This is a genomic window from Sulfobacillus thermosulfidooxidans, from assembly GCF_001280565.1.
GTDB lineage: Bacteria > Bacillota > Sulfobacillia > Sulfobacillales > Sulfobacillaceae > Sulfobacillus > Sulfobacillus thermosulfidooxidans_A.
In genome coordinates, this window is record NZ_LGRO01000001.1 from 504,691 (window position 1) to 525,519 (window position 20,829).

The 20,829-nt window shown below is 56.9% G+C and carries 23 protein-coding genes; 19 read left to right on the forward strand and 4 right to left on the reverse strand.

Annotated elements, in window-relative coordinates:
* Window positions 1–325: 325 nt before the first annotated feature.
* The 3 genes from AOA63_RS02610 to AOA63_RS02620 are packed head-to-tail and all read left to right on the forward strand — an operon-like array spanning window position 326 to window position 4,354.
* Window positions 326–1,366, forward strand: a complete 1,041-nt coding sequence (locus tag AOA63_RS02610; protein ID WP_053958255.1) for an ABC transporter substrate-binding protein — start codon at window positions 326–328, stop codon at window positions 1,364–1,366.
* On the forward strand, window positions 1,366–3,135 hold the full coding sequence (locus tag AOA63_RS02615) for an ABC transporter permease (RefSeq protein WP_171822592.1): 1,770 nt from the start codon (window positions 1,366–1,368) through the stop codon (window positions 3,133–3,135). The genes AOA63_RS02610 and AOA63_RS02615 overlap by 1 nt, the downstream gene beginning before the upstream one ends.
* Window positions 3,136–3,142: 7 nt before the next feature.
* The gene (locus AOA63_RS02620; protein ID WP_053958257.1) at window positions 3,143–4,354 is read left to right on the forward strand and encodes an ABC transporter ATP-binding protein; all 1,212 of its coding nucleotides are present in this window, start codon (window positions 3,143–3,145) and stop codon (window positions 4,352–4,354) included.
* Between the two features lie 40 nt (window positions 4,355–4,394).
* On the opposite strand, the gene AOA63_RS02625 is transcribed toward AOA63_RS02620, so the two are convergent.
* On the reverse strand, window positions 4,395–5,711 hold the full coding sequence (locus AOA63_RS02625; RefSeq protein ID WP_053958258.1) for a DDE-type integrase/transposase/recombinase: 1,317 nt from the start codon (window positions 5,709–5,711) through the stop codon (window positions 4,395–4,397).
* 100 nt (window positions 5,712–5,811) lie between these two features.
* Here AOA63_RS02625 and AOA63_RS19630 point away from each other — a divergent pair, with 100 nt between their 5' ends.
* Both AOA63_RS19630 and AOA63_RS02635 read left to right on the forward strand, forming a co-directional pair.
* Window positions 5,812–6,090, forward strand: a complete 279-nt coding sequence (locus tag AOA63_RS19630) for a hypothetical protein (RefSeq protein WP_171822593.1) — start codon at window positions 5,812–5,814, stop codon at window positions 6,088–6,090.
* Window positions 6,091–6,104: 14 nt separating this feature from the next.
* Window positions 6,105–7,502: an IS110 family transposase gene (locus AOA63_RS02635; RefSeq protein WP_053958260.1), complete on the forward strand. Its 1,398-nt coding sequence runs from the start codon at window positions 6,105–6,107 to the stop codon at window positions 7,500–7,502.
* A gap of 282 nt (window positions 7,503–7,784) precedes the next feature.
* Here the strand turns inward: AOA63_RS02635 and AOA63_RS02640 are convergent, their stop codons facing one another.
* Window positions 7,785–8,060, reverse strand: coding sequence for a transposase (locus tag AOA63_RS02640; protein WP_139061473.1), 276 nt, complete (start codon window positions 8,058–8,060; stop codon window positions 7,785–7,787).
* Between the two features lie 744 nt (window positions 8,061–8,804).
* The gene (locus tag AOA63_RS02645; RefSeq protein WP_053958262.1) at window positions 8,805–9,440 is read right to left on the reverse strand and encodes a helix-turn-helix domain-containing protein; all 636 of its coding nucleotides are present in this window, start codon (window positions 9,438–9,440) and stop codon (window positions 8,805–8,807) included.
* A 444-nt stretch (window positions 9,441–9,884) separates the two neighbouring features.
* Here AOA63_RS02645 and AOA63_RS02650 point away from each other — a divergent pair, with 444 nt between their 5' ends.
* From AOA63_RS02650 to AOA63_RS02660, 3 genes are read left to right on the forward strand one after another with little or no spacing between them, the layout of a single operon-like run.
* Window positions 9,885–10,745 carry a metallophosphoesterase family protein gene (locus tag AOA63_RS02650; protein WP_053958263.1) on the forward strand — a complete coding sequence of 287 codons (861 nt, stop codon included), beginning with the start codon at window positions 9,885–9,887 and terminating at the stop codon, window positions 10,743–10,745.
* Window position 10,746: 1 nt separating this feature from the next.
* Window positions 10,747–11,553, forward strand: coding sequence for a 5'/3'-nucleotidase SurE (gene surE / locus AOA63_RS02655; protein WP_053958264.1), 807 nt, complete (start codon window positions 10,747–10,749; stop codon window positions 11,551–11,553).
* 7 nt (window positions 11,554–11,560) lie between these two features.
* Window positions 11,561–12,964 carry an MFS transporter gene (locus AOA63_RS02660; RefSeq protein WP_053958265.1) on the forward strand — a complete coding sequence of 468 codons (1,404 nt, stop codon included), beginning with the start codon at window positions 11,561–11,563 and terminating at the stop codon, window positions 12,962–12,964.
* 132 nt (window positions 12,965–13,096) lie between these two features.
* Here AOA63_RS02660 and AOA63_RS20335 read toward each other — a convergent pair whose 3' ends face one another.
* Window positions 13,097–13,228, reverse strand: a complete 132-nt coding sequence (locus tag AOA63_RS20335; protein ID WP_278276927.1) for a hypothetical protein — start codon at window positions 13,226–13,228, stop codon at window positions 13,097–13,099.
* A 179-nt stretch (window positions 13,229–13,407) separates the two neighbouring features.
* On the opposite strand from AOA63_RS20335, the gene AOA63_RS02665 reads away from it, so the two are divergent.
* The 11 genes from AOA63_RS02665 (at window position 13,408) to tnpB (ending at window position 20,819) form a co-directional block, all read left to right on the forward strand.
* Window positions 13,408–13,638 carry a hypothetical protein gene (locus tag AOA63_RS02665; RefSeq protein WP_053958266.1) on the forward strand — a complete coding sequence of 77 codons (231 nt, stop codon included), beginning with the start codon at window positions 13,408–13,410 and terminating at the stop codon, window positions 13,636–13,638.
* 585 nt (window positions 13,639–14,223) lie between these two features.
* Entirely contained in the window at window positions 14,224–14,424 is a 201-nt protein-coding gene (locus AOA63_RS02670; RefSeq protein WP_053958267.1) for a hypothetical protein, read from the forward strand.
* 69 nt (window positions 14,425–14,493) lie between these two features.
* Window positions 14,494–14,703, forward strand: coding sequence for a hypothetical protein (locus AOA63_RS02675; RefSeq protein WP_053958268.1), 210 nt, complete (start codon window positions 14,494–14,496; stop codon window positions 14,701–14,703).
* A gap of 65 nt (window positions 14,704–14,768) precedes the next feature.
* Window positions 14,769–15,188 (forward strand): hypothetical protein, encoded by a 420-nt coding sequence (locus AOA63_RS02680; RefSeq protein ID WP_053958269.1) that lies wholly within the window; start codon window positions 14,769–14,771, stop codon window positions 15,186–15,188.
* An 85-nt stretch (window positions 15,189–15,273) separates the two neighbouring features.
* Window positions 15,274–16,602 (forward strand): cysteine peptidase family C39 domain-containing protein, encoded by a 1,329-nt coding sequence (locus tag AOA63_RS02685; protein WP_053958270.1) that lies wholly within the window; start codon window positions 15,274–15,276, stop codon window positions 16,600–16,602.
* Between the two features lie 11 nt (window positions 16,603–16,613).
* A complete protein-coding gene (locus tag AOA63_RS02690) occupies window positions 16,614–17,675 on the forward strand; it encodes a hypothetical protein (RefSeq protein ID WP_053958271.1) in 1,062 nt (353 codons plus the stop codon).
* Window positions 17,665–18,339 carry an ABC transporter ATP-binding protein gene (locus tag AOA63_RS02695; protein ID WP_053958272.1) on the forward strand — a complete coding sequence of 225 codons (675 nt, stop codon included), beginning with the start codon at window positions 17,665–17,667 and terminating at the stop codon, window positions 18,337–18,339. The genes AOA63_RS02690 and AOA63_RS02695 overlap by 11 nt, the downstream gene beginning before the upstream one ends.
* The gene (locus AOA63_RS02700) at window positions 18,336–19,490 is read left to right on the forward strand and encodes an ABC transporter permease (RefSeq protein ID WP_053958273.1); all 1,155 of its coding nucleotides are present in this window, start codon (window positions 18,336–18,338) and stop codon (window positions 19,488–19,490) included. Before AOA63_RS02695 ends, AOA63_RS02700 begins: the two co-directional genes overlap by 4 nt.
* A 179-nt stretch (window positions 19,491–19,669) precedes the next feature.
* Window positions 19,670–20,011 carry a hypothetical protein gene (locus tag AOA63_RS02705; protein ID WP_053958274.1) on the forward strand — a complete coding sequence of 114 codons (342 nt, stop codon included), beginning with the start codon at window positions 19,670–19,672 and terminating at the stop codon, window positions 20,009–20,011.
* A 139-nt stretch (window positions 20,012–20,150) separates the two neighbouring features.
* Complete coding sequence (gene tnpA, locus AOA63_RS02710) at window positions 20,151–20,474, forward strand: IS66 family insertion sequence element accessory protein TnpA (RefSeq protein WP_053958275.1); 324 nt, start codon at window positions 20,151–20,153, stop codon at window positions 20,472–20,474.
* A 27-nt stretch (window positions 20,475–20,501) separates the two neighbouring features.
* Window positions 20,502–20,819 (forward strand): IS66 family insertion sequence element accessory protein TnpB, encoded by a 318-nt coding sequence (gene tnpB, locus AOA63_RS02715; RefSeq protein ID WP_171822594.1) that lies wholly within the window; start codon window positions 20,502–20,504, stop codon window positions 20,817–20,819.
* Window positions 20,820–20,829: the final 10 nt, after the last annotated feature.

Consider the following 20,829-nt stretch of genomic DNA (forward strand, 5'->3'; position numbering starts at 1 on the left):
GTTAGGCATTTCCGACGGCCGTGGTAGGACGTTTTCGAACAGGATGGTAAATTATTTCCGAAATCTGCAATAATCTGACCTCTCCTCCAAGGATGGTACTGATTCCACCGATTTCCGATGGCTACGAGTTTTGGGTGTCTATGTTATTGACACAAGTCCACTTATTCTTTTCTTCGAATCGTCGCACAGATCTTTACCAAACCCTCGCTCCAGTTTAACCGAATCTTCCTCATTCGTTAACCACAATTTCGCGAGAGTTTAACAGTTGCTTGTTACAGTTAGGCCAGAACAGCTTATCCTGAATTATAAGGAGGACACAGCAAGAATGTGGCACCGATATTTCGCGGCAGGCGCTCTTTTGGGTGGATTGACTCTTCTGGCGGCGGGTTGTGGGGCGAGCTCTGCGGCCGCGGCGACCCAGAAAGAGTCCCAAAAGCTCGTCCTTTATTCAGCCCAGGGATACGATGCAGCCGAAGCCGCTGCATTTCAAAGGGCGACGGGGATTAAAGTTGAGTTGTCCGACATGTCGACCGGACCCCTGCTCGCCAAGGTGGCGGCCGAGAAGACCAATCCCAGATGGGATGTCATCTGGTTCGACGGCAACGGCCCTATGGCCAGCATGGCTGCGTCGGGACAGCTTCTGACCGGCTACAGTCCGCCCAATCTAAGCCACTACAACTCCCTTGGGCGGTCATTGCTGCCCGTGAACCACGCGTACTTTCCGACCGGGGTGACGGCAGCCGGGGCCATCATCTACAATACCAAGCTGGTCCCGCCGAGGCAGGCGCCGAAGACGTGGAGCGATCTCCTGAGACCGGCTTTCAGAGGTGCGGTGGGCATGAACAACCCGGCCATCTCGGGTCCTACCTACCCGTTTATCGCAGGTTTCTTCAAGGAGTACGGGGTTGCGAACGGCGAGAAGTTTTTTACGTCGCTTCATAACAATGGGCTCAAGATCTACGCAACCAACGGGGCGACCCTTCAGGCCCTTCTCGACGGAACCATCAAGGCGGCCATCTTCCAGGATTCGGCGGAGCTTGGCGCCAAGCTCGCCAAGGACCCGGTGCAGGTCGTGTACCCGCCGTCGGGTGTGACGATGTTGCCCTCCGACGTCGCCATCAATGCCAAGGCGCCCGACATGCAGGCCGCCAAGGAGTTCGTCAACTTCGTCCTCGGCCAAAAGGGCCAGAAGACCATGCAGGATATCCAGGCCGCTGGATCCGACTCCCTGTTCCAGCCGGTCACGAATGAAGTGAAGCCGCTCGTCTCGCGTAACGGCGTCAAATGGATTTTCCTGAACCCGGTCTGGGCCGGAGAACACGAAAGTGCGTGGGTCACATGGTTCGAAAACAACGTGGTGCGCTGATGAGTCTCCGGATGGGGAAGCCGGGGCCTCGAGGATCCCGTCCTCGGCGGCGCATCGGTCTCGGCGAGGCAGGGCTCTCCCTCGCGGCGGCCGTAATCGTGGTCGGCCTCGTAGTGATGCCGCTCATTTTTTTGCTGGTGCAGGCGTTTTTGCCGAACGTCTTCAATGTGCCGCCAAGCCTCGCGTTCTCGCTTAGCGGCTTAAAGAGCCTAATCACAGACCCCTACACGCTCCGGTCTGGCCTTAATTCTCTTTTGCTCGCAGCCTCGACCGCGGTTTTCGCTTCCCTTCTTGGTACGGTGGTAGCCTACCTTCTCGCTCTAACCGACATTCCGGTCAAAGGATTTCTCTGGGCACTGGTGTGGCTCATATTGATTGCGCCCTCCTTCCTTTTGGCCCAGGGCTGGGAACTTCTCTTGGATCCCGGGGGACTCACCCATGCACTTTTGGGCGGAATCCTGACCCGGACGCTCCTCTCGCCGGTGGGTGTGATGCTGGTTCTGTCACTGAAACTCTTTCCGTTCTCTACGATAGCCGTGGCCTCGGCGCTCGAGGGAGTCGGGCAGGATGTGGTGCATGCGGCCCGACTGTCCGGGGCGAGTTCACTCAAGGTATGGACGCGAGTTCTTCTGCCGCTCATCTTTCCGGCCGTACTCGCCGGAGGCCTCATCGTGTTTGCCGAGGTGCTGAGTGACTTTGGGATTGCCGCCACGCTGGCCCAGACGGCAAGCTTCCCGCTCGCTACCTTCGCGATCTACGCCGCGCTCGAGACCTTCCCGGTAAACTTCTCGGAGGCGGCCGCCGCATCTCTCTTACTGGTGGCGTCGGTCTTCGTGGCGCAGATGTTTCAGCGCTACGTGAGCGGCCGCCGATCCTACGCGACCCGTTGGGGCGGCAACAAGACCCTGGTGCCGGTGACGCTCGGCAGGCGGCGATGGGTCGCCTTGTCGGCAGCGATGGCACTCATCGTTGTGGGATTCGGAATCCCGGCTGGGACCACGGTCATCGCCAGTTTCCTACCGAGCGGAGCGGGCGGGGTCATCACGACTGATGCGCACTTGACGTTCGCCAACTATAGGGCCGCGTGGCAGGTTCCCTACGGGACGGGGTCCTTCGTGCGCTCCCTGGCCTACGGGCTGGCAGCAGCGTCCCTCGGTATCTTGGCCACGCTTGTTATCTCGCTGGCATGGAGACGTCGGTCAACTTGGCTCACGACGGTTCTTCAGATCTTCCTCATGACCGCCATCGCCGTTCCGGGGATCGTGCTGGGAGCCGGATACATATTTATGTGGAACGCGCCTCTCCTCCGTCAGCTGCACGTGTATGGCACGCCTGTGATGCTAGGGCTCGCCTATGTGGCTGGAGGGCTTCCCTATGCCGTGCGCGTGGTGACCGGAAGCATTGCGCAGGTTCCGGAAGGAGCGGTGGACGCCGCCCGGATGTCGGGAGCGGGGCTCCTGCAGCAGATGCGCTACATCATCGTGCCGATGCTCCGCGACACCTGGCTCCGAGTGTGGCTCATGCTCTTTACCGGAGTCATTTTCGAACTGCCGGTCTCACAGCTTCTCTATCCACCCGGGGAGCCCACGCTCGCAGTATCCATCGTCCATCAGTTCCACGCGACGGAGTTTGGGGTCGGCGCCGCGCTCACGGTTATGTCAACGGCTGCCGTTGGGGCAGTGGCGCTTGGCATAAGCACCCTCATCAATCCACGTGCGCAGCCGGTGGGGTCCGTTCCGGCAACCGGCATTCTTGCTCGAGGGAGGTAGAAACCGTTTGAGTCTCGTCATCCGCGACCTCACCTATCACTACGGCAATACCGTGGCGCTTCGAGGCCTTAATCTCGAGGTCCGGGAGGGAGAGCTCCTGGCCCTCCTCGGCCCGTCCGGCAGTGGGAAAACGACCTTGGTCTCACTCGTGGCCGGCATTCTTGCCCCGAGCGGCGGTGAGATCCGGCTGGGAGACGAGGTATTGTCTCGTCCCGGGTACGCCCGCGCGCCGGAAGATCGCCATATCGGATTTGTATTTCAGGATTTTGCGCTTTGGCCGCATATGACCGTAGCGGAAACGCTCGAGTTTCCCCTGCGCATGAAGCGGGTGCCGCGCGAGCAGCGACGGGCGCGGGTGGATGAGGTGCTCCGCCTGGTGCATCTCGAAGGATACGGGGCGCGCTACCCGCACGAGCTTTCGGGAGGGCAGCGTCAGCGGGTGGCGATTGCCCGGGCGCTTGCGCCAAGAACGCGGCTCATACTGTTGGACGAGCCGATGAGCAATCTCGACGCGAAACTGCGTGAGCAAATGCGGATCGAGCTCAAGGAGATACTGCGTCATGAACGGGTCACGGCCATCTACGTCACCCATGACCGTTTGGAGGCGCTCGCGCTGGCGGATCGGCTAGCCATCATTAATGAGGGGCGTCTGGTCCAGGTGGCACCTCCCGAGGCCGTCTACCGCACTCCTCACACCGTGTTTGCGGCCCAATTTATCGGCCCGGCCTCCGTGCTGCCCGTGACGATTCGGGACGAGACCGGGGGAGACCGCATCGCTATCGAACTTCCCGACGGCACGCGGGCCACCGTCCCGGGCCTGATCCGCGCTGGCGGTTCCGCCTCCGGAGCCTGGGTGATCCGACCGGAAAACCTCGAGGTGCTGGACGAGGAAAGTTCCGGGCAGTCGGAGGCCGCCTGCACATTTCCAGCCGTGGTCCGGTCGTCCACCTATGCGGGGAGCCACTGGCAAATTGACCTTGCGATTTTGGACGAACTGCAGTCCCTCGTGTGCCATCACAACCGGCCCCTCGAGCGTGGTCAGACGGTGCGGGTCGCGGTGGATGTGGGTCGGACCTGGGTGATTGGAGACGCCGGCGGATTGAGTCCAAGGGTTCGGTGGAAATTCCGGAGCCTTGATTGCCAGGATGTTCCTGGTGTTAGAGGTGGGTCTACACTCCCCACAAGGGCCACCGACATGTCCCCAAAACGGCAAGGATGATTTCCGCAAACGGAGGTTGTCCACGCTTCGTGGAATTTCGCTAGCGCATCCTTTCGCGTGATTTAACCGATTTGCTCGGTTTTTTGTTTCGGTTTTTTTTGAACACGCGCCTTTTAAGGCCGTTTGCAACAAGGGGATCTCGCGATACCCCATGATTCGCGTCAAGGTGTCTGTGATGAACAAAGTGGCCGATGCTCACCCACGTAAGACGTGTTGTCCGTTGATCCCATGTTAGACGTTTCTGCACATGGGGAGGGCTGGACTGTTCATCGATTTCCTGGCATGCGTGTGTGTAGTGCTTCTTTTGTTGTGATAGCGGTAGTACATTATTCGCCGTGGGCGTCCTGATTTCCTGCTCATACGGTTTGGCAATCTCTGGAACTCGATAGTCCCAATATCTTCCGCGCCTCGGCGCGATTATAGCGCCAGATCGGGGATATCCATTGCATGCGCTGAGGGGCCGTTGATGATTATAATGTGCCACATATTCATCGATTATCCCTTGCGCTGCCTGGGGCGTTGCCGCATAATGGACGCGATCTCCCAGGGCTTCGCGAAGGGTTCGGTGCCATCGTTCTCGCTTTCCTTTAGTTTGGGGATGCGCCACGGACGCAAAAATCAGTTCGACCTCTGCCGCCTGGCAGGCTTGGCGAAACGTGTCCGCGATATACGTCACTCCGTGGTCGGCCAAAAGTTGCACCCCCGCTCGTTGCGCGGCGGGGACCGCCGCTAAGGCTTCCTGTAACGTCTGGATTCCATCGTCGGCCCCATACGTGCGATAGAGTCGGCTCGTGATGATATATCGACTGGGGTCATCGAGGACGGTGTGCAGATAATAGTATCCCCATCCTTCAATGTACCAGTAGCTCACATCCACTTGCCACAGTTCATGGGGTTTGGCTCGTTCAAAACGCACCCACGGTCGTTGCTTTTGCGGCGATTTTTGCGTGGTGCGGGGTCCCAAGAGCCCATGACGATTCAACACTCGATACACCGTAATGGGGGCCACCTGTACGGCGGGATGTTCCCATCGCAAGGCCGCATGGACTTGGCGATAGCCATAGGCGGTATGCGCTCGAGCGGTGGTCAGGATAGCACTGACCTGGGCGACGGCGAGCGGCCGTCGCCCTCCACCATGTTCCCATACTGTGCGCTTTTTCCGCCGGTCATCACGGGCTTCCGGGATCCCTAGTAGGGCCAGGACTCGATGTGCCGACCAGGGCGAGGCCTCGATGACCGCTTCCAAGTCTCGCTGAATGGCTTCCGTTAAATGCTGGCCAGGGACGAGGCCCCATTCCGCCCCTGATACTATCATCTCGGGTTGTGGATAATTCAATAAGGTTTTTGAGGCTGTCATGAGTGGTGGGTATCCCCGCTCGGACCCCGGTCGTTTCGCGGTCCAGCCATTTACGACGTACCCAGAAGATCATGCCCACCACTCACCTCCGCTGTCACTCGTGACAGCGAGAACGGCCCCAGAGGTGCGTGGAATGCCCACACCCGGGAAGGACCGTCAAGCCAGCTACCGATTTTGGCATCCCCCAATGACTGTGACTGTTCATTGGTGGTCGGAGTACCGTCTCGTCCCAGAAGCCTGCCACCGCGCACAGACGACACCGCGGGAAATGTTGTTACAGGGGGCGCGCCAAATCGTCGATCCCGCATGGATGAGTCAGAAAGAGGATGGAGACCCCCTGGGCACGAATACAGACAGAACCCACTTCCCCTTGAAATGAAAGGAGGCCTTTCCTTGTCCAAATATAGCACAATTCATCGCCGCCAATCGCCGTCGTCGAGTCCGATCACGCCGACCACGGGCATCCTGGCGATTGACATGGCGAAGTATCGCTCGATGGCGCTGCTGTGTGATTACCAGGGCCAGATTGTGGAACCCCCGTTTGTCTTCGGCTCGCATGCGACGGGTCTGGCGGACATCCGGCAGCGGGTGACCGATCATCAGACCCAGCAAGGCTGGGATCACATTGTCGTCGGCATCGAACCAACGGGACGATACCATGAACCCATCGTGCGCGAACTCCGGGTCTGGGGCTGGACGGTTCGGGTGATCTCGCCGAATGCGACCGCCCTCGAGCGTCGGGCCGACCAGCGTCGATCCAAAACGGACCCGATTGATCTCATGGCTATCGCCCGGTGTGTCTTGAACCAACGGGGATCTGAATGGCCGCTAGTGGACGGGATTCCTGCGGCCATTCGGGCGATTAGTCGCTCGCGGCGGACCGTGGTCCGCCAAGCCACCCAGTGCAAGAACATCATCCGGAGCATCCTGGATCAGACGTTGCTGGAATATCAAGGATTTGCGTCGGACCCGACGCAAAAACCCGTCGCGCTCCTCAATCCGTGGACCCAGGCCGGGCGTGAATGGATTGAAACCTTCCCGCTCCCCGAAGACTTTGCGGACAAGACGCGAACGGACCTCACGGTTTTCAATCAGTGCAGGAACCTGGGCTTTTCCGAAGACACACTCGATCAGATTTGGATGGCGGCCCAACGGGCCCTTCCCCTCCCCGCCGCGACGGCCGAAGTATGGCGCGAACAGATCCTTCGCATGTACACCCTCTTAGGGCACTGCGAAGCCCTCATCGCTCGATATGAAGCCGACTTGGAAGCCCTCGTGGTGCAAACCGATGCCTTACTGTGGTTGACCACTCCGCGCATTGCCGTCGTATGTGCGGCGGACCTTTATGGGGAATTGGGGAGCATCGAGCGCTTTCCGAGCGCCAAGACGGCCATCAAACTGGCCGGAACGGACCCGACCGTACACGACAGCGGCGAACAGCACGGGCGCTATGGAGCGGCCAGTCGGGAGGGAAATCGCCATTTACGAGCGGCGGTGACCCAAGTCGGCGACAGTCTGATGGCCCATCCGCGCCCCAATCCCTACTTCGTCGCCTTTGCTGATCGGCTGGCAGCGCGGGGACTCTCGGCGGCGCAAGTGCGGGTGGCCGTCGGCAACAAATTTCTCCGCGTCGGGATGGCCATGCTGCAACAACGCCAGGTGTTCGCGCCACCGACCTGGGACGGTCCGCCCTTAGCGCAGGATTGGCGCAAAAAACTCCGCTACGCGCGCAATCGCGCCCGGGGCGAAGAAACCTGGAGCCGCCTGACGCGCGATCGACGCGCCCATTAACCCGAATCAGCCGGGGGAGACCGGTCCGCCCAGGGATACCCAACCCGAAAAAAAGAGGGGTCCAACCCCCGGTTCTTTGTTCGCCATCGGCCTAAGCTCGAATCAGCATCGGGGGACCACAGCCCGCGTTGTCAGGGAGAGCCTCTAGGATTCTCGATGGAAGCGTCCATCAATCGAAGGAAGTGGGATCGGAAGCTGGGAGAAATGCCCATTTGTCTGCCGGTCTGACTCTCCGTGTGCTCCGGATCGATGTTATCCACAAAATGCGGGGTTGACGAACCCCTATAGCATCTTTTTTAAGACGAGGTTTTCGACCGAGAGGTCGGCGACCACCGTCTTGAGTCGGGCATTTTCCTTCATCAATGCCGCCTTGTCCGCATCCTCTTTGCTCAGCTTCGTCTGGCGTAACGCGGCCGTCCCGGCCGCGATGAACCGATCCCGCCAATCCCGGAAGGTCGACTCCGGCACTTGCGCCCGACGACAGAGGTCCGCGACGGACACTTCCTGCCGAAATGACGCCAAAATCAGGGCTTGTTTTTCCTGGTCGCTGATATTCATCTCCACACCACTTTCCCTCAGATTTTCCAATTTTTTTCGGCGCGACCGGGGGCCCCTCTTTTCCACTACCTGGAAGGTTCTCAGTCAGACGGGCCCAATATTTTCATGACCTGGTCATTGTAAGCCCGTTCAACCCACGCCGTCATTGGACAGTTCTGCTATCGCTGGAAAAGAAGCGCTATACCTGGCATGCGTGTGGGCCAACGTATGACGCCAGAGATAGCCTATAAAGGATGATCCATATCCCGCCCAACGGCTTGTCACCCAATCGCTGCCAATAATGTGCCCGCGAGGCAATATACCCGATAACCCCCATCAGATACAGGAACCATCCCCGTCTCACGGCGATAGGCCACGCATCCCCATCGGCCCTTGAACAGGGTCCAAGCAATCGCCCAAGAATTGACGCCTGTCTTCCCTCGGCACATCCGACGAGTCGTATTGGGGTTAGGACTGCTCGGGGCGAGTCTCATGGCGGCATTAGTCGTGTCCGTTGCCGGCGCGGGGGACTTGGATGAGGTGATATGAACGCCTGACGTTTGCCTATCGTGTGAGGCTTTTTGCTCGTTTTGGCAGCGACCGCCCTGTCTCCGAGATGGCGCATGCACGGTGTCTATCGGGAACTAGCGTGGGTCAGTGTCCTCGTCATAGGATTTAGCCTGGGGTTCTCGTTATCCTATAAGCGTTCTCCTGGTCGCGTCGAGAATGTCTGGCAGCGAGTACGGTGAAGAAAGTCTGGACTAATTACTGAGGGGGACGAGAATCGATGGATTTGGCGGCACCTCCCGGCTCCACAAATTCCCGGTTCGGAGAACAGGGCGTGAAGAGATACCCGGCGTGGCGACGCGTTTGCACATGGGGGGGCAGAAGTCGTTGGTTCAACGCCGCGATAACGGTGCGGAGATTCTGCGCGGTCCATGGCCGCACACCGCGTTGCACCGCCTCGGCATTGATGGCCGACAGCGTCAAAATCCGACCCGGATACGTCGCGAAAATCGCCAATAACTCACGTAGGCGCGGGGTCAAACTCACCGGATCCCCGTGGTGAGCGACCGCGGGCCAGAGTTGCACACAAGACGGCATAGTCCAGAGCGATGCCCAAGCGTCCGGACGGTTCACGACGGTCAAGTGCCACAGAGTGGGTTGCAGATAATGGGTCAGCAACACCACGGGCACCCCGTACCGGTGCGCCGTTTCGAGAATCGCCGCCAAACTGGGGGCATCGGGTAACGCTTGGGGGTCAATGGCGAGACACCGCAGGCGCCGCTGGCCCAGCGCCTCGATCATTTGATTCAGCGTGTCGAAGCGCCGAAACGGAATCATCGCGGACCACACCGGAAAATACTCGGAAATCGGTCTTGGGCTGACGTATCCACACATCACGATCGCGGGGGATGCTCCTTTTCAGATTCCTTCGTCATAGTCATTGCATCACAGAATTATGACGGTTTCGTTGTCGTGGTGTTAACGTTTGATTATGTGACCCGCTCACTTTTCTTCCGGCGTCATCCTCCGCATTCCCGAAAGCTCTGGCCCCATCCCCCGTCAACCGCGTGAAGAGCGGAACGACGGAATTCGGGTTCGTAGTCCGCGAGACTCCGGATTCCTCATCCAGGTTCCTTAAACGATGACGCGTGGCGAATTCGATGGGTAATCATCCCGGTCAGATGGTTGTCGGGTACCAATCGGCTCGTTCCCTCTGACGATCCTCACGCAATCTTCACCGCCTGTTAACGCGATCTTTATCGGACCATCACACACGTTTGATAGGGTCAAAGAGGACGATACCGATCATCGTCCCGAACGGAACAAGGAGGGAATCCTGTGGGATTATGTATCGTGCACCTGTCTGACCTCCATTGGGAGAACACGCTCGCCCAGACCCCGCGGCACTGGGACTCTCTGCGTCGCAGCCTGTGCCTTGTGCAACCCGATTTAATTGTCGTCAGTGGCGATCTCACTTCGACGGGCAGTGCGCAGCGCGAAGCCTTGGTTGCCGCAAAGCAGGTTTTGGACAGCGTAGGCTGTGAATACGTGGTGGTTGCGGGAAACCATGATCTCGGGGCCAATCCCGTGCGGGGAGCCGCCTTTCCCACGATCGAAGCCTACGAACACTGTCCCTGGACCGAAACCCATTTTGCCCAGGTGTTTCGCCAACCCCCCGTGCTGCTGTGGAGCCAGGATCATATCCATGTGGTCACGATTTCTCTCCGCCAAGGTGACCCCGATGGCAGTTTAGCTCAACTCACAACCATCTTACAGCGCGTGGACGGACCCACTCTGGTGTTTGGCCATTATCCCCTGGTGCCGGTCGCGGCCCAAGGCATCTTAGCCGCATTGGGAGGACGCGACTATTTAGGCGATACGCTCAATGACCTGACAGCGATATTGAAACAGTCTGAGCACGTCGTGCTCTATGGCTGTGGACATGTCCACGTCGCCTCACGTCGCTGGCTTTGGCGGGAGGTTTGGCAGTATAGTGCGGGAGCACTCGACACGGGTGCCAGTCAATTCTTTGTCTATTGGGTAGAACCGACGCAAATGGCCTATTTTTCCGTCTTAGGCAATGGTCCCTTAGCCTTCTGGCACGATGCCACACAGGCTTCTATTGATCACTTGGATGGAGAAGGATCTCGCACAGGATATCAGCGTTGGTCCCTATTATCCGCACACAAGGAGGCGTGACATGCAGCAAGCTCGCTCTGTTTTTCTGACCAATGATGACAGCATCCCCTCCCCCGGACTGGAGGTGTTGATGACCGTGCTCACGGGGCTCGGATTTGCGGTGACGGTGGGGATTCCTGCGACTAACCAAAGCGGAAAAAGCCATAGTATCACGCTCGGAACGCTCTCCGTTACGCCCACGCGGTTTCCGCAAAATATCCCCGCTTATGTCGTGCATGGCACTCCGGTCGATTGTGTCCGGTTAGCCCTGGCAGAGTATTGGGGACCGCGGCCCGCGTGGATTGTATCCGGCATCAATCGGGGATGGAATGTCGGGCAGCACGTCCTGACATCGGGCACCGTGGCGGCGGCCCGCGAAGCGGCGTGGTATGGTGTCCCAGCCTTGGCGTTGTCAATGGCCGATGGGCCGGTTCAGGACGGGATTGTATCCGTGCTCGTGCGTGATTTACCGGCGTGGATGACAGGGGCGGCGCAGATCCCAGGGTATTATCTGAATATCAATCTGCCATCCTCTCCCGCCCGGGACTGGCATTGGGCGGACTGGGATCCTACGCCGGGCCCATTAGCCGTGGACACGATCCCCGGCACCGATGTCCTCAGACTTCGGATGGCTGAACCGCCCCTAATCGTCGAAAAACCCGGAGCAGAGCTCACGGATGTCGCGTGGATTCAGCGGGGACACATAGCGGTATCAGCGCTTGCCGCCCGCCCGCCCGCGTTCTATCCCAATGCGGCACAGGTGCCACCCGGACGACAGGCCGCCAGGTTCTGCGACGCACAAACTATTTTCGTTCACGAAAAGGAGTGACAGCGTGATGTCAAAATCAACAAACGCCTTTGCCCCGTTAGATCACATGCCCTTTAACTGGTTTCAATGGCGCTCCATGATCACTACCGGGATGGGCGTCTTCACGGATGGTTACGATTTATCGTCCGTGGGCATTGTTTTAACGTTGGTGTTGGCCAGTTTTGGGGTCCATTCGTTAACCGGACTGCAAAGCTCTCTCTTAGCCGGTTCCGCCTTAATTGGCGCAGCGGTCGGAGCCGTGCTGTTTGGATTCTTGGGCAACCGCGGTCGTAAAGCATTTTATGGCTGGGATGTGACCATTATGGCGGTGGGGGCAATCCTCCAAGCCATCGTGCCGAATGTGGACGCGTTAATTGCCGTGCGGTTTATCATGGGCATAGGGATTGGAGCGGATTATGTTCTGTCGCCCGTGATTATGGCGGAACATGCCAATGCCCGGGACCGCGGCAAAACCATCGCTGCCGGCTTCGGCTTGACGTGGGGACTCGGAGCCACCACGGCGGCGGCCTTGTACCTGGCCCTCGTCGCGGCCCACGTGCCTCCCGGCCTCATTTGGCGCATAGTGCTCGGATTTGGGGCCGTGCCAGCCCTGTCCGTTATTGCCCTGCGCCGTAAGATGCCTGAAACGGCCCGGTTTCTCGGCCGCATCAAGGGCCAAGCCGATGAGGCCCGAGCCGTGATCACACAGGCGACCCAGGTCACCCCGCCAGCGGACTGGGCGGTCTCGGCCGATCGCCGATCGTTCCACGAGTTTTGGACGACCCATGGTAGCCGCATCATCGTCGCGTCGGTCTTATGGTTTCTCTTTGATATGGTAGCATATTCTGGGATTCTTTTTGGTCCCTCCCTTATCGCGAAAGGGTTAGGACTCTCCCCGGGGACGTTTCAACTGCTCATGGAATTTGCGTTTGTCGTGCCCGGAGCCCTCATTGCCCTGCTATTGATCGATCGGTGGGGTCGCAAACCTCTACAGGTCTTGGGATTCGTGGGCATTGCGGCCACGTTAGCGGCGTTTGGGGTCTACCAACAAAGCAGCCACGCCGTACCGCTCTTCAGCTTGTTACTCTATGGGGGGTACAACCTGGTATCTCAAGCCGGTCCGGGATCGGTGTCCGCGGCGGGGATGTTGGGCGTGGAGTTAGCCCCCACCAAGATTCGGAGCGTGGTACAAGGCGTAACCGTCGCCTCCGGACGGGTAGGCGCCTCCCTCAGCGCATTTGTCTTTCCCGCGTTATTTCATCACTGGGGGGAATCGGGTGCCGTGGGATTTTTAGCGAGCATCGGGCTGCTTGCGGCAGGGATTACCCTGATCGGCGTTCCCGAAACGCGCCAGCGGTCGTTGGAAGACACGGCGCGAGATGCCGATGAGCCCGCCAGGCATCTAAGCGAAGCGTGGGCCCCCGATATTTGATGGCGCACCACGCCACTACGGCATGAAATGACCCCACCCGTGGCATGCACTGTGCCTCGGGTGGGGCTTTGGATGGGATCGTCCCTCGTTAATAACTCCTCTTTCGCACGTGCTGGGTGAAAGCCGTGGAATTTATCCCGAGAGTCTAGGGGGCACTGGCGTGGTAATCGCGTCTGTGAAACCCCATGCGGCCAACATGGCCGCCACCGGCTGGGGATGAACCGCCGGGACAACGAGTTGCCGGGTCTGGGCATCAAGGGGCATGACGGTTTAACCCCCAATATCTAGACAAATCGTCTGATCGCATGGGATCGCTCACGATAACGATGAGAGGGAATAAATTTCTATATCATGGGGTTGTGAAGCTTCCTGCGCTCTTGTCGACGCATTATAGCCCGGCCGCTCCGGGGGGTATCCTCCGCGATGCCGTGGCTTCGTAGCGCTTGCAACGCGTGCAAGCGGCACAGGACTGGGCGGTGACGTTTGTCTTCATCACCAATCTGCCGGCCTCCTCCTTTGATGCCCGCCGACTGCTCGAAGAACCCACAGGCCAGACGGTCATCGAACAACGTTTTCTCTTAAGTCCCCTAATGACCCGGACAAAACGAATCCACAACGGGCGTTGGCCATGGTTTCGCTGGAGGTGGAGAACGGGGCGTGATAGGCTGGAATAGCTCACGCCATAACCCTTTGGCCTGATCTGTCCAACATCACGCCCCGCGAGGCTCCAGGTCCAGCGAATCGCGACTTGTCCAGAATTAGGGGTTAGGGGGTTAAACCAGCACGTCTTGATCGACAACCCCCGAGTACCATCGACGAAGGATTGCTACCTTTCATAGCGTTTTGGCCCCGCCTGCAGATTGTGTGGAGGGGCGTGGATAGGGATTTTGTTGAATTCTTTAAAGTGTTCTATGGCATCCACACAAACAGACATCTGGGCGATCGACAAATCGCTGAACCCGAAATTCCGACACTTGACAGGACGTCGTGTGCCCCACACGTAATGACGTCGCGCGATCAAGGCATTAGTCTCCGACATTCGAGCGGCTTAGGTGACCAGCCGAACGCGTATTACCAGCGGGAGGTGTCCGTTCTCCTACCAGAGTCTGTCTAGTTTTGTCGCAATAGGTCGATTAATATTCTACACCGTAATCAGTAAATTAGGAGGATTTTTAACCAATATCGAGAAGAAATTAGGAGAATTTACACAAAAGAGGTGATTTTAGGTGGAGTCCCTACAGTGTCTAAATATAGATGAAATGACTATGAACGGGGGTAGTATTGGATCTGGACTCGAATATGTCGGTGGCGGATTGGGTTTGTGGGGTTCGGCAATAATGGCGTTTGCCGTAGCATTAGCTCCCGAAACTGGAGGTGTTAGTCTAGCAGCAGCTGGATTAGGTTTATCGATATTGGGTGATGCGGCGATTGGATACGGGTTAGGGACTTTGTCCCGATAGTTACGACGTCACATACTTCGTTAAGTGCTTTTAACTTATCGTTTTAATGGCTTCAGGAGGTGAATGTTTATGATGGCCCTTTCAGACATGGAGATCACTCAATATGAAGGCGGAAATTTTGGAGATGTTGTAATCGGCCTCGGGGGTATTTTAGTGGGAACAGTTGGTTTAATGACGGCTCCGGAATTGGCTCCTGCATGGCTTACGATGTACAGAGTTGGAGCGGGTATGGTCATTGCGGGAGGAGTAATGTCCACCGTTGGAGGATTTCTCACGTAGGACGTAATCTCCATGCATAGGGGATGGTTACCTATCCTTTATGCATTTTCTTGTGGGAGGATGTCATGAAATCTGGGTTGTTCGGTTATTACGCATGGCCTATTAAACTCCTCTATGGTGTGACGGTTTTCCTTTTTGTTGCGTTGTTTTTCTATGCCCTGCAAACAGGTGGAGGATGGGCTTGGATGGGGTACGCCGTAGGGATGGTGCTGGTGTTCGCCGGCCTGTTGTTTCTCTATTCCCAACGAATTTTTGTCGATATCAATGGCCACGGGGTATTTATTCGGCAGAGACTCATCGATGTTTCCACCCGAATTAAATACATTGTACCTTTAGGACCCGGCAAATTTATGATTTATTTTAATCCTCTCTACCAATTATACGTCGTCGGTGATCTTCATGAAGTTCAACAGGCATGGTCTGTTCTAGCGTCTCGGTTTCCTGTTGAAAAGCCGCCACGAAACGAAAAGGCGAAACAAATGTGACTAATTCGTGCGGCCCGACAATCAGTTCCATTGCTTCGAGTCGTAGCACCAGTATGTGCTTACTCAATAGTTTGGAGGATTTAAGATGGGGTTAGCAAAGAAATCCATGATTCGCCTTTCGGATGTTCCTTTTCATTTTCAATTGGCGTCCAACGATTGTGCACCAGCTTGTGTGTTAGCAATAGCGGAATATTATGGAATTTCGATTTCGCTCGATGAACTTAGACGGCGACTGGTAACCGATCCTGACCGCGGTACACTACTGAAATATTTTTCTGAGGGATTGTCTGATATTTTCGACGTCTCCATAGGCCGCCAGTCATTGCCGCGAATTGAGGCCGATCTTACCCCGTTTATTGCATTTTTTTCGCAACAAGCACATTTTGTGGTCGTCTGGCATGTTCATGAGAACGGTGTAACAGTCGGCGATCCGGGCGTTGGCGTGTCAACCTTGTCTCTCTCGGCCTTACTCCAACACTGGGACGGCATCACGATAGTTCTCCGACCTCGACCGCACGTCCCGCGGCAGGCGGTTTATAAGACCCGACCAATTTCTGCGGCCAAGATTGCCCGCGAACTCTTTCGCGGCAGGAGCGGGGCCATCGGCATTGTTGCAGTGCCCGCGACCCTCTTGGGCATATCCAATGCTTTCTTTTCTATGATTTTTCCGTATTATCTTTCCCGATTGCATCTGTTAGCGTTGCTCACGGCAGCGTTTATCCTAGTGGACATGGGCTTATCTGCCACTACGTCATGGGCTTATGCACGTTCTCAACGGGACTTGAGCTACGCGCTTGTCCATCAGATTGAACCGGTTTTTGAGCGAATTAATAAGCGATTTTATACGTTGGGGGATGGATATACTCGGTTTCAGGACATTCAAAGTCTCGTTGGTGTAGTTTTAGGCTTGGCTCGAGATTTGCCATACACCGTGGTGATTTGGATAGGGGCCGTGGGTTACTTGGGACGTCATCACATCGGGCTGGTATTGGTTCTCATCGGTCTCATGATTTTGTTGCTTACGGGCCTTACGCCCTTTGTCTTACGGGTTCGGGATTATCTTTATCAAATCCGCTTGCGTTCAGCTCGGCTAAACAACGAATTACGACGGTTCTGGGACGGCACGTCGCTGGATGCCCTTATGCATGCGTGGGACAACCTGATTCAGGCGGTTTATCGGCAAACACTGTGGGGGATTCCCGTGTCGTCAGCTGTCAGTCAAACATCATTGTTAGGGATTTTGGTCGTGGCCTTATTAGTTGGTTTAGGGGGTGATCATGCTCCTTATCTGGCTCCTTTACTTAGCGTCGTATTTTTGGTCAATTATGTGACGAGTGCCTCTCATAGCCTTTACCAGAAGTATGTGGCCTGGCAAATCGCCCGTCCCTCTGTCTATCGCTTATTCGACTTTTGAAGAGGGGCTGAATGATGGAGCAGGGATTAGTGATACGGCGCACTCACGGATTATGGTATGGGTTGAGTGTGACCGTGGGCATCGGACTGATTGCAGTGGGTTTAATTGTAACGTGGCCCAGGAAGGGGCCTGGTAGCTCATCAGCTGTTTCTTCAACCGTAGCGATTCAGGGCGCGCTACAGGCCACTGTTGCTGTCGTGGGTTGGTGGCGAGCTGCTCCGACCGTGGCCCTAACTGCGCCACAATCCGGGGTCGTCCAATGGATGCCCGGAATTGGACTAGGATCAATCGTGAAACGGGGCCAGTCTTTAGTTCGCGTCAATCCGCCTGGACTTTCGGCTGAGCTTCAACAAGCCTATCTAACGTGGCAAGCCGCCATCGCTCAATCGGCTGCCGCACAAGCCCAGGTTCAGATCGCCCGGCATGCTGCTTCATCTGACCCATCTTCTGATCCAACCGTCGTGGCCGCGCAACAGACCGCTCAAGAAGCGGCTGACCAAGCCGACGCCGATTATGCGGCATGGCAGGCCCTCAAGGCCGAGTCGGCACCGTTGACGAGCCCAGAACGTGCGTTGGTCACGACAGCGACCCCAAGTGGCACGTATGTCTCCGCCGGCGAATCGCTGGGCCAACTCCAGCCACTTCAGCCCCCATCTCTGGCCTGGCAAGGCTTTGTGCCAGCCGGTCAAGTGTCATCGATTCATCCCGGAGACTCTCTTCTGAAGGATGGTCGGGCCATAGGTGTCGTTCGGGTGGTGGTGGCGTCGCCGGTGACCTACCAAGGAACTCAGGGATATTGGGTCTATGCGACCCGATTGAATCACACTTTCCCTACACTCTGGGGCGTCGCCCAGACGTTCGCCGTGGTAACGCGCCAGTGGCGCCATGCGGTTATTATTCCTAACACGGCCTATCGTCTCCTTCACGGGCAGGGGGGAGTGTATGTGTGGTATCATGGCCGTTGGCAATTTCGCCGGGTCGACGTACTAGGAACGTCCGCATGGCGCATGGCCGTGTCCGGACTGACTCCCGGGACTCGCATTGCCATCGGAGGAGTCGGTCATGCATCCTAACCAACCTCTCCTCCAATTAGTGGCATGCTGGAAATCATATCAGCTGCCAGATGGACGCCGTCGTCCGGTTTTAGGCGATGTCAATTTCACAATTTATCCTGGTGAAATTATTCTCATTCTTGGGGTTTCCGGTAGTGGGAAGTCCACCTTGGCGCGCTTGTTAGCATTATGGGATCCACCCGATACCGGCCAGATTTTAATAAACGGCAAACCTATACGGTTCTGTGGCTCCCAGCCTGCTTTGACCAGGCGGCGCATTGTCCTGGTTCCGCAGCATCTGGCCTTATTGCCGGGAGAAACAGTGTGGGGAAATATCTACAACATTCTCCGGTGGCAAATGCTCCAACCCATCGAACGGCTTCAACGCACGTGGGAAATGTTGGATGCCGTGGGCCTCATTCATTTTCGGGACCAACTCGCTGGGACACTATCGGGTGGTCAACAACAGCGATTGGCCTTGGCGCGGGCCCTAGCCTGTCAACCGGAAATTTTAATCGCGGACGAACCGACCCGATCGTTGGATGCGCAGATGGTGGAAAGGATTCGCGAAATTTTTCGGACATTCGCCGTGGGGAGCAGGAGTGTGGTTCTTATTAGCCATTTGACCATGGATGAGGAATTGGCCACACGCACGATGAAGCTTGTTGATGGGATGTTGACATGAAAGCACGGTGGGGGTATCGCCCGTACTCGGCGGTTTCGCTGTGGGGGCGCATAGCCGGATTAGGGTTAGCGACCATTATTCTCACTATTTCCATGGGACGCACGCTTTTTCTGGCCAATCAATTCCAGGTTCGCTTGGGATCGTTAGGAATCCGCAGTCTATATATTATGCCCAACCGTCCGCCCAATACCTTACAGTGGGGGATGGACCAGTGGATTCTCACCCATGCTTCCTCCGTGGCCGCGACCGTGCCCTTAATCGTATCCTCGCGCGTCGCGGAGTCGACTTCTAGTCATGTGGTCACCTTAACCGTGGTCGCCACTGGATCCCGCTATCCTCAACTGGCTCCCCTCCAATGGCGATGGGGCCACTGGTGGACGAAGGGGACACAGCAACCGGTCGTAGTGCTTAATCCAGCCGCAATACAGGCGTTACATTGGTCAAAGGAAGTTAAACACCCTCAAGCTATTGATGTAGCTGGAATGCCTTTGACGGTTTTGGGGGTAGCGAGCTCGGGAACCTTAGCGTTATCGAATGCCCCGGTGGCGTACGTGCCATGGGAGGCCGCCGCTCGCTGGGGGCCTTTGAATTCAGTGACGGCTTGGGGCGTTATTGCTCGTAGGTCACAGGATGTGCCGCAACTTGCACGAAGTGTGCCAGCTATTCTGAAGGCGTATACGGCAATTTACGAAGGAATACCGCACGCATCGTTTACCGTAATTTCCAATTCAAACATCCTGTCAGCTTTTAATGTGCTAACCGGTCTTTTTCATGATTATGACCGCACGCAACAAGTTAGCATCTTTGGGCTGTTGTCCCTATACAATAGCTTGGCCACATGGGTTGATGTTGCGCGGTATCGACGGTATATTGGGGTAGCGCTTGGCTTTGGTGCCCTATGGTCATCCGTGTTTATCCGAGAAATAACAGTAGCGGGCGTGCAAGGGGCCATTGGATGGGGACTGGGTATAAGCATGGGATTAGTTTGGCTGGGCATTCACGGAGCAATTCCCCAACTGACAGCCAGTACCGTTCTTGTAGGGGGCACCTCTTTCGGAATTGTTGTTGGCGTGAGTGTGGCAACAACGTTTGGAGTTATGGTGTGGTTCTTGCAGAAGACAAATCCATATCGATTAACTATTGATGAATAAAACACTAAAAAATCGGGCGGCCTTTCGGTGATCGAGTGGGTGGATCTGCCAGCCTCTCAAATAAGGTCGGAGGCCGATTGTAAGATCCGGGGTATCGCGTAAGCTGGCTGGCTGTCGCGGTTGTGATCTTAGCATTCTAACAACGGGCTCAGCTGTTGCCGAACAAGGAGTGGAATGACATGGAAGCATATATCGACGGCCTGTGGCTCGTGGGCATTGGCTTCATGGTGGCTGGGGCGGTGGCAGGCGTCTCTTCAGCCGGAGCTAGCGTGGAGTGTCTCGCGATTTTTTTCATCTGGGCTGGCGCGACCCGGTTCCCACCGCATATTCCAGGCCGACCGTGGGTTGTCGCATTAAGTACACCCTCAATTCCGCGGTCGTGCCCAGTCGCCGTCCGTCAGCCTTTGCGAACCGGCGGGCCCGATGAGCGGCGGCGCACGGGACACTCTGTGTTAGAGGGGCAAAATCCCTACAGCGGTGGATCCAGCGCGGGTTGCGATGGAGTGGAGCCGTTGTACTAGTGCTCGCCATTGCCAACGCCGTATTTATTTTGACCCGTTGCGCCGGGTTAATTTGTAAGCGTCAAACTTGACCCACATTTCGCTGACGGGGAAGGGGCCGTATACTGGGTGCAACATCTCCCAAAGGAGTGGAATCCTCATGACAGCTCAGGAACGTGAAACCCTCAAAGACATCTGGTACACGCGAGTGCAAGAGTTTCGGGCCAGCGGACTCAGCGGACCCCAATGGTGTGGCCCCCGTGGACTCAACGTGAAACAACTACGCTATTGGAATCGAAAATTTCCAGAAACCGACGCGTGCGCGTCGGAGACCGGTTGGCTTGTCATGAAAACGCCTTCTGCCACTGACCCCACCACGGTGCTCGAGATCCGGGTCGGTCCAGTCACCATTATGGGGCCTCCCGCCTTTCATCCCGAGATGCTCCCACGCATCGTGCAGGTGCTGGCCACATGCTCACGGTAGCAACGGGACGCCCCGTCTATCTCGCCTGTGGGCCCACGGATTTGCGCAAATCCCTCGAGGCCTTGGCGGCATTGGGACCAACTGACCTTCCAGCTCGACCCGTGTTCGTCGGCCCTCTTTGTCTTCTGTCATCGCGATCGCACCCAGCTCAAAATTTTGGAATGGGATGAGGCGGGTTTTTGGCTACACGATCGGCGTTTGGAATACGGGCATATCCAATGGCCAACGCGAGGAGACACGGCCACGCAGAGCATCACGTTACGGCCATGGCAATGGCTATTGGACGGTTTGGCGCTCGATCAACCGGAAGCCCATCGCCCGCTACGCGGGCGACGCATTGTCTGAATGGAAAATT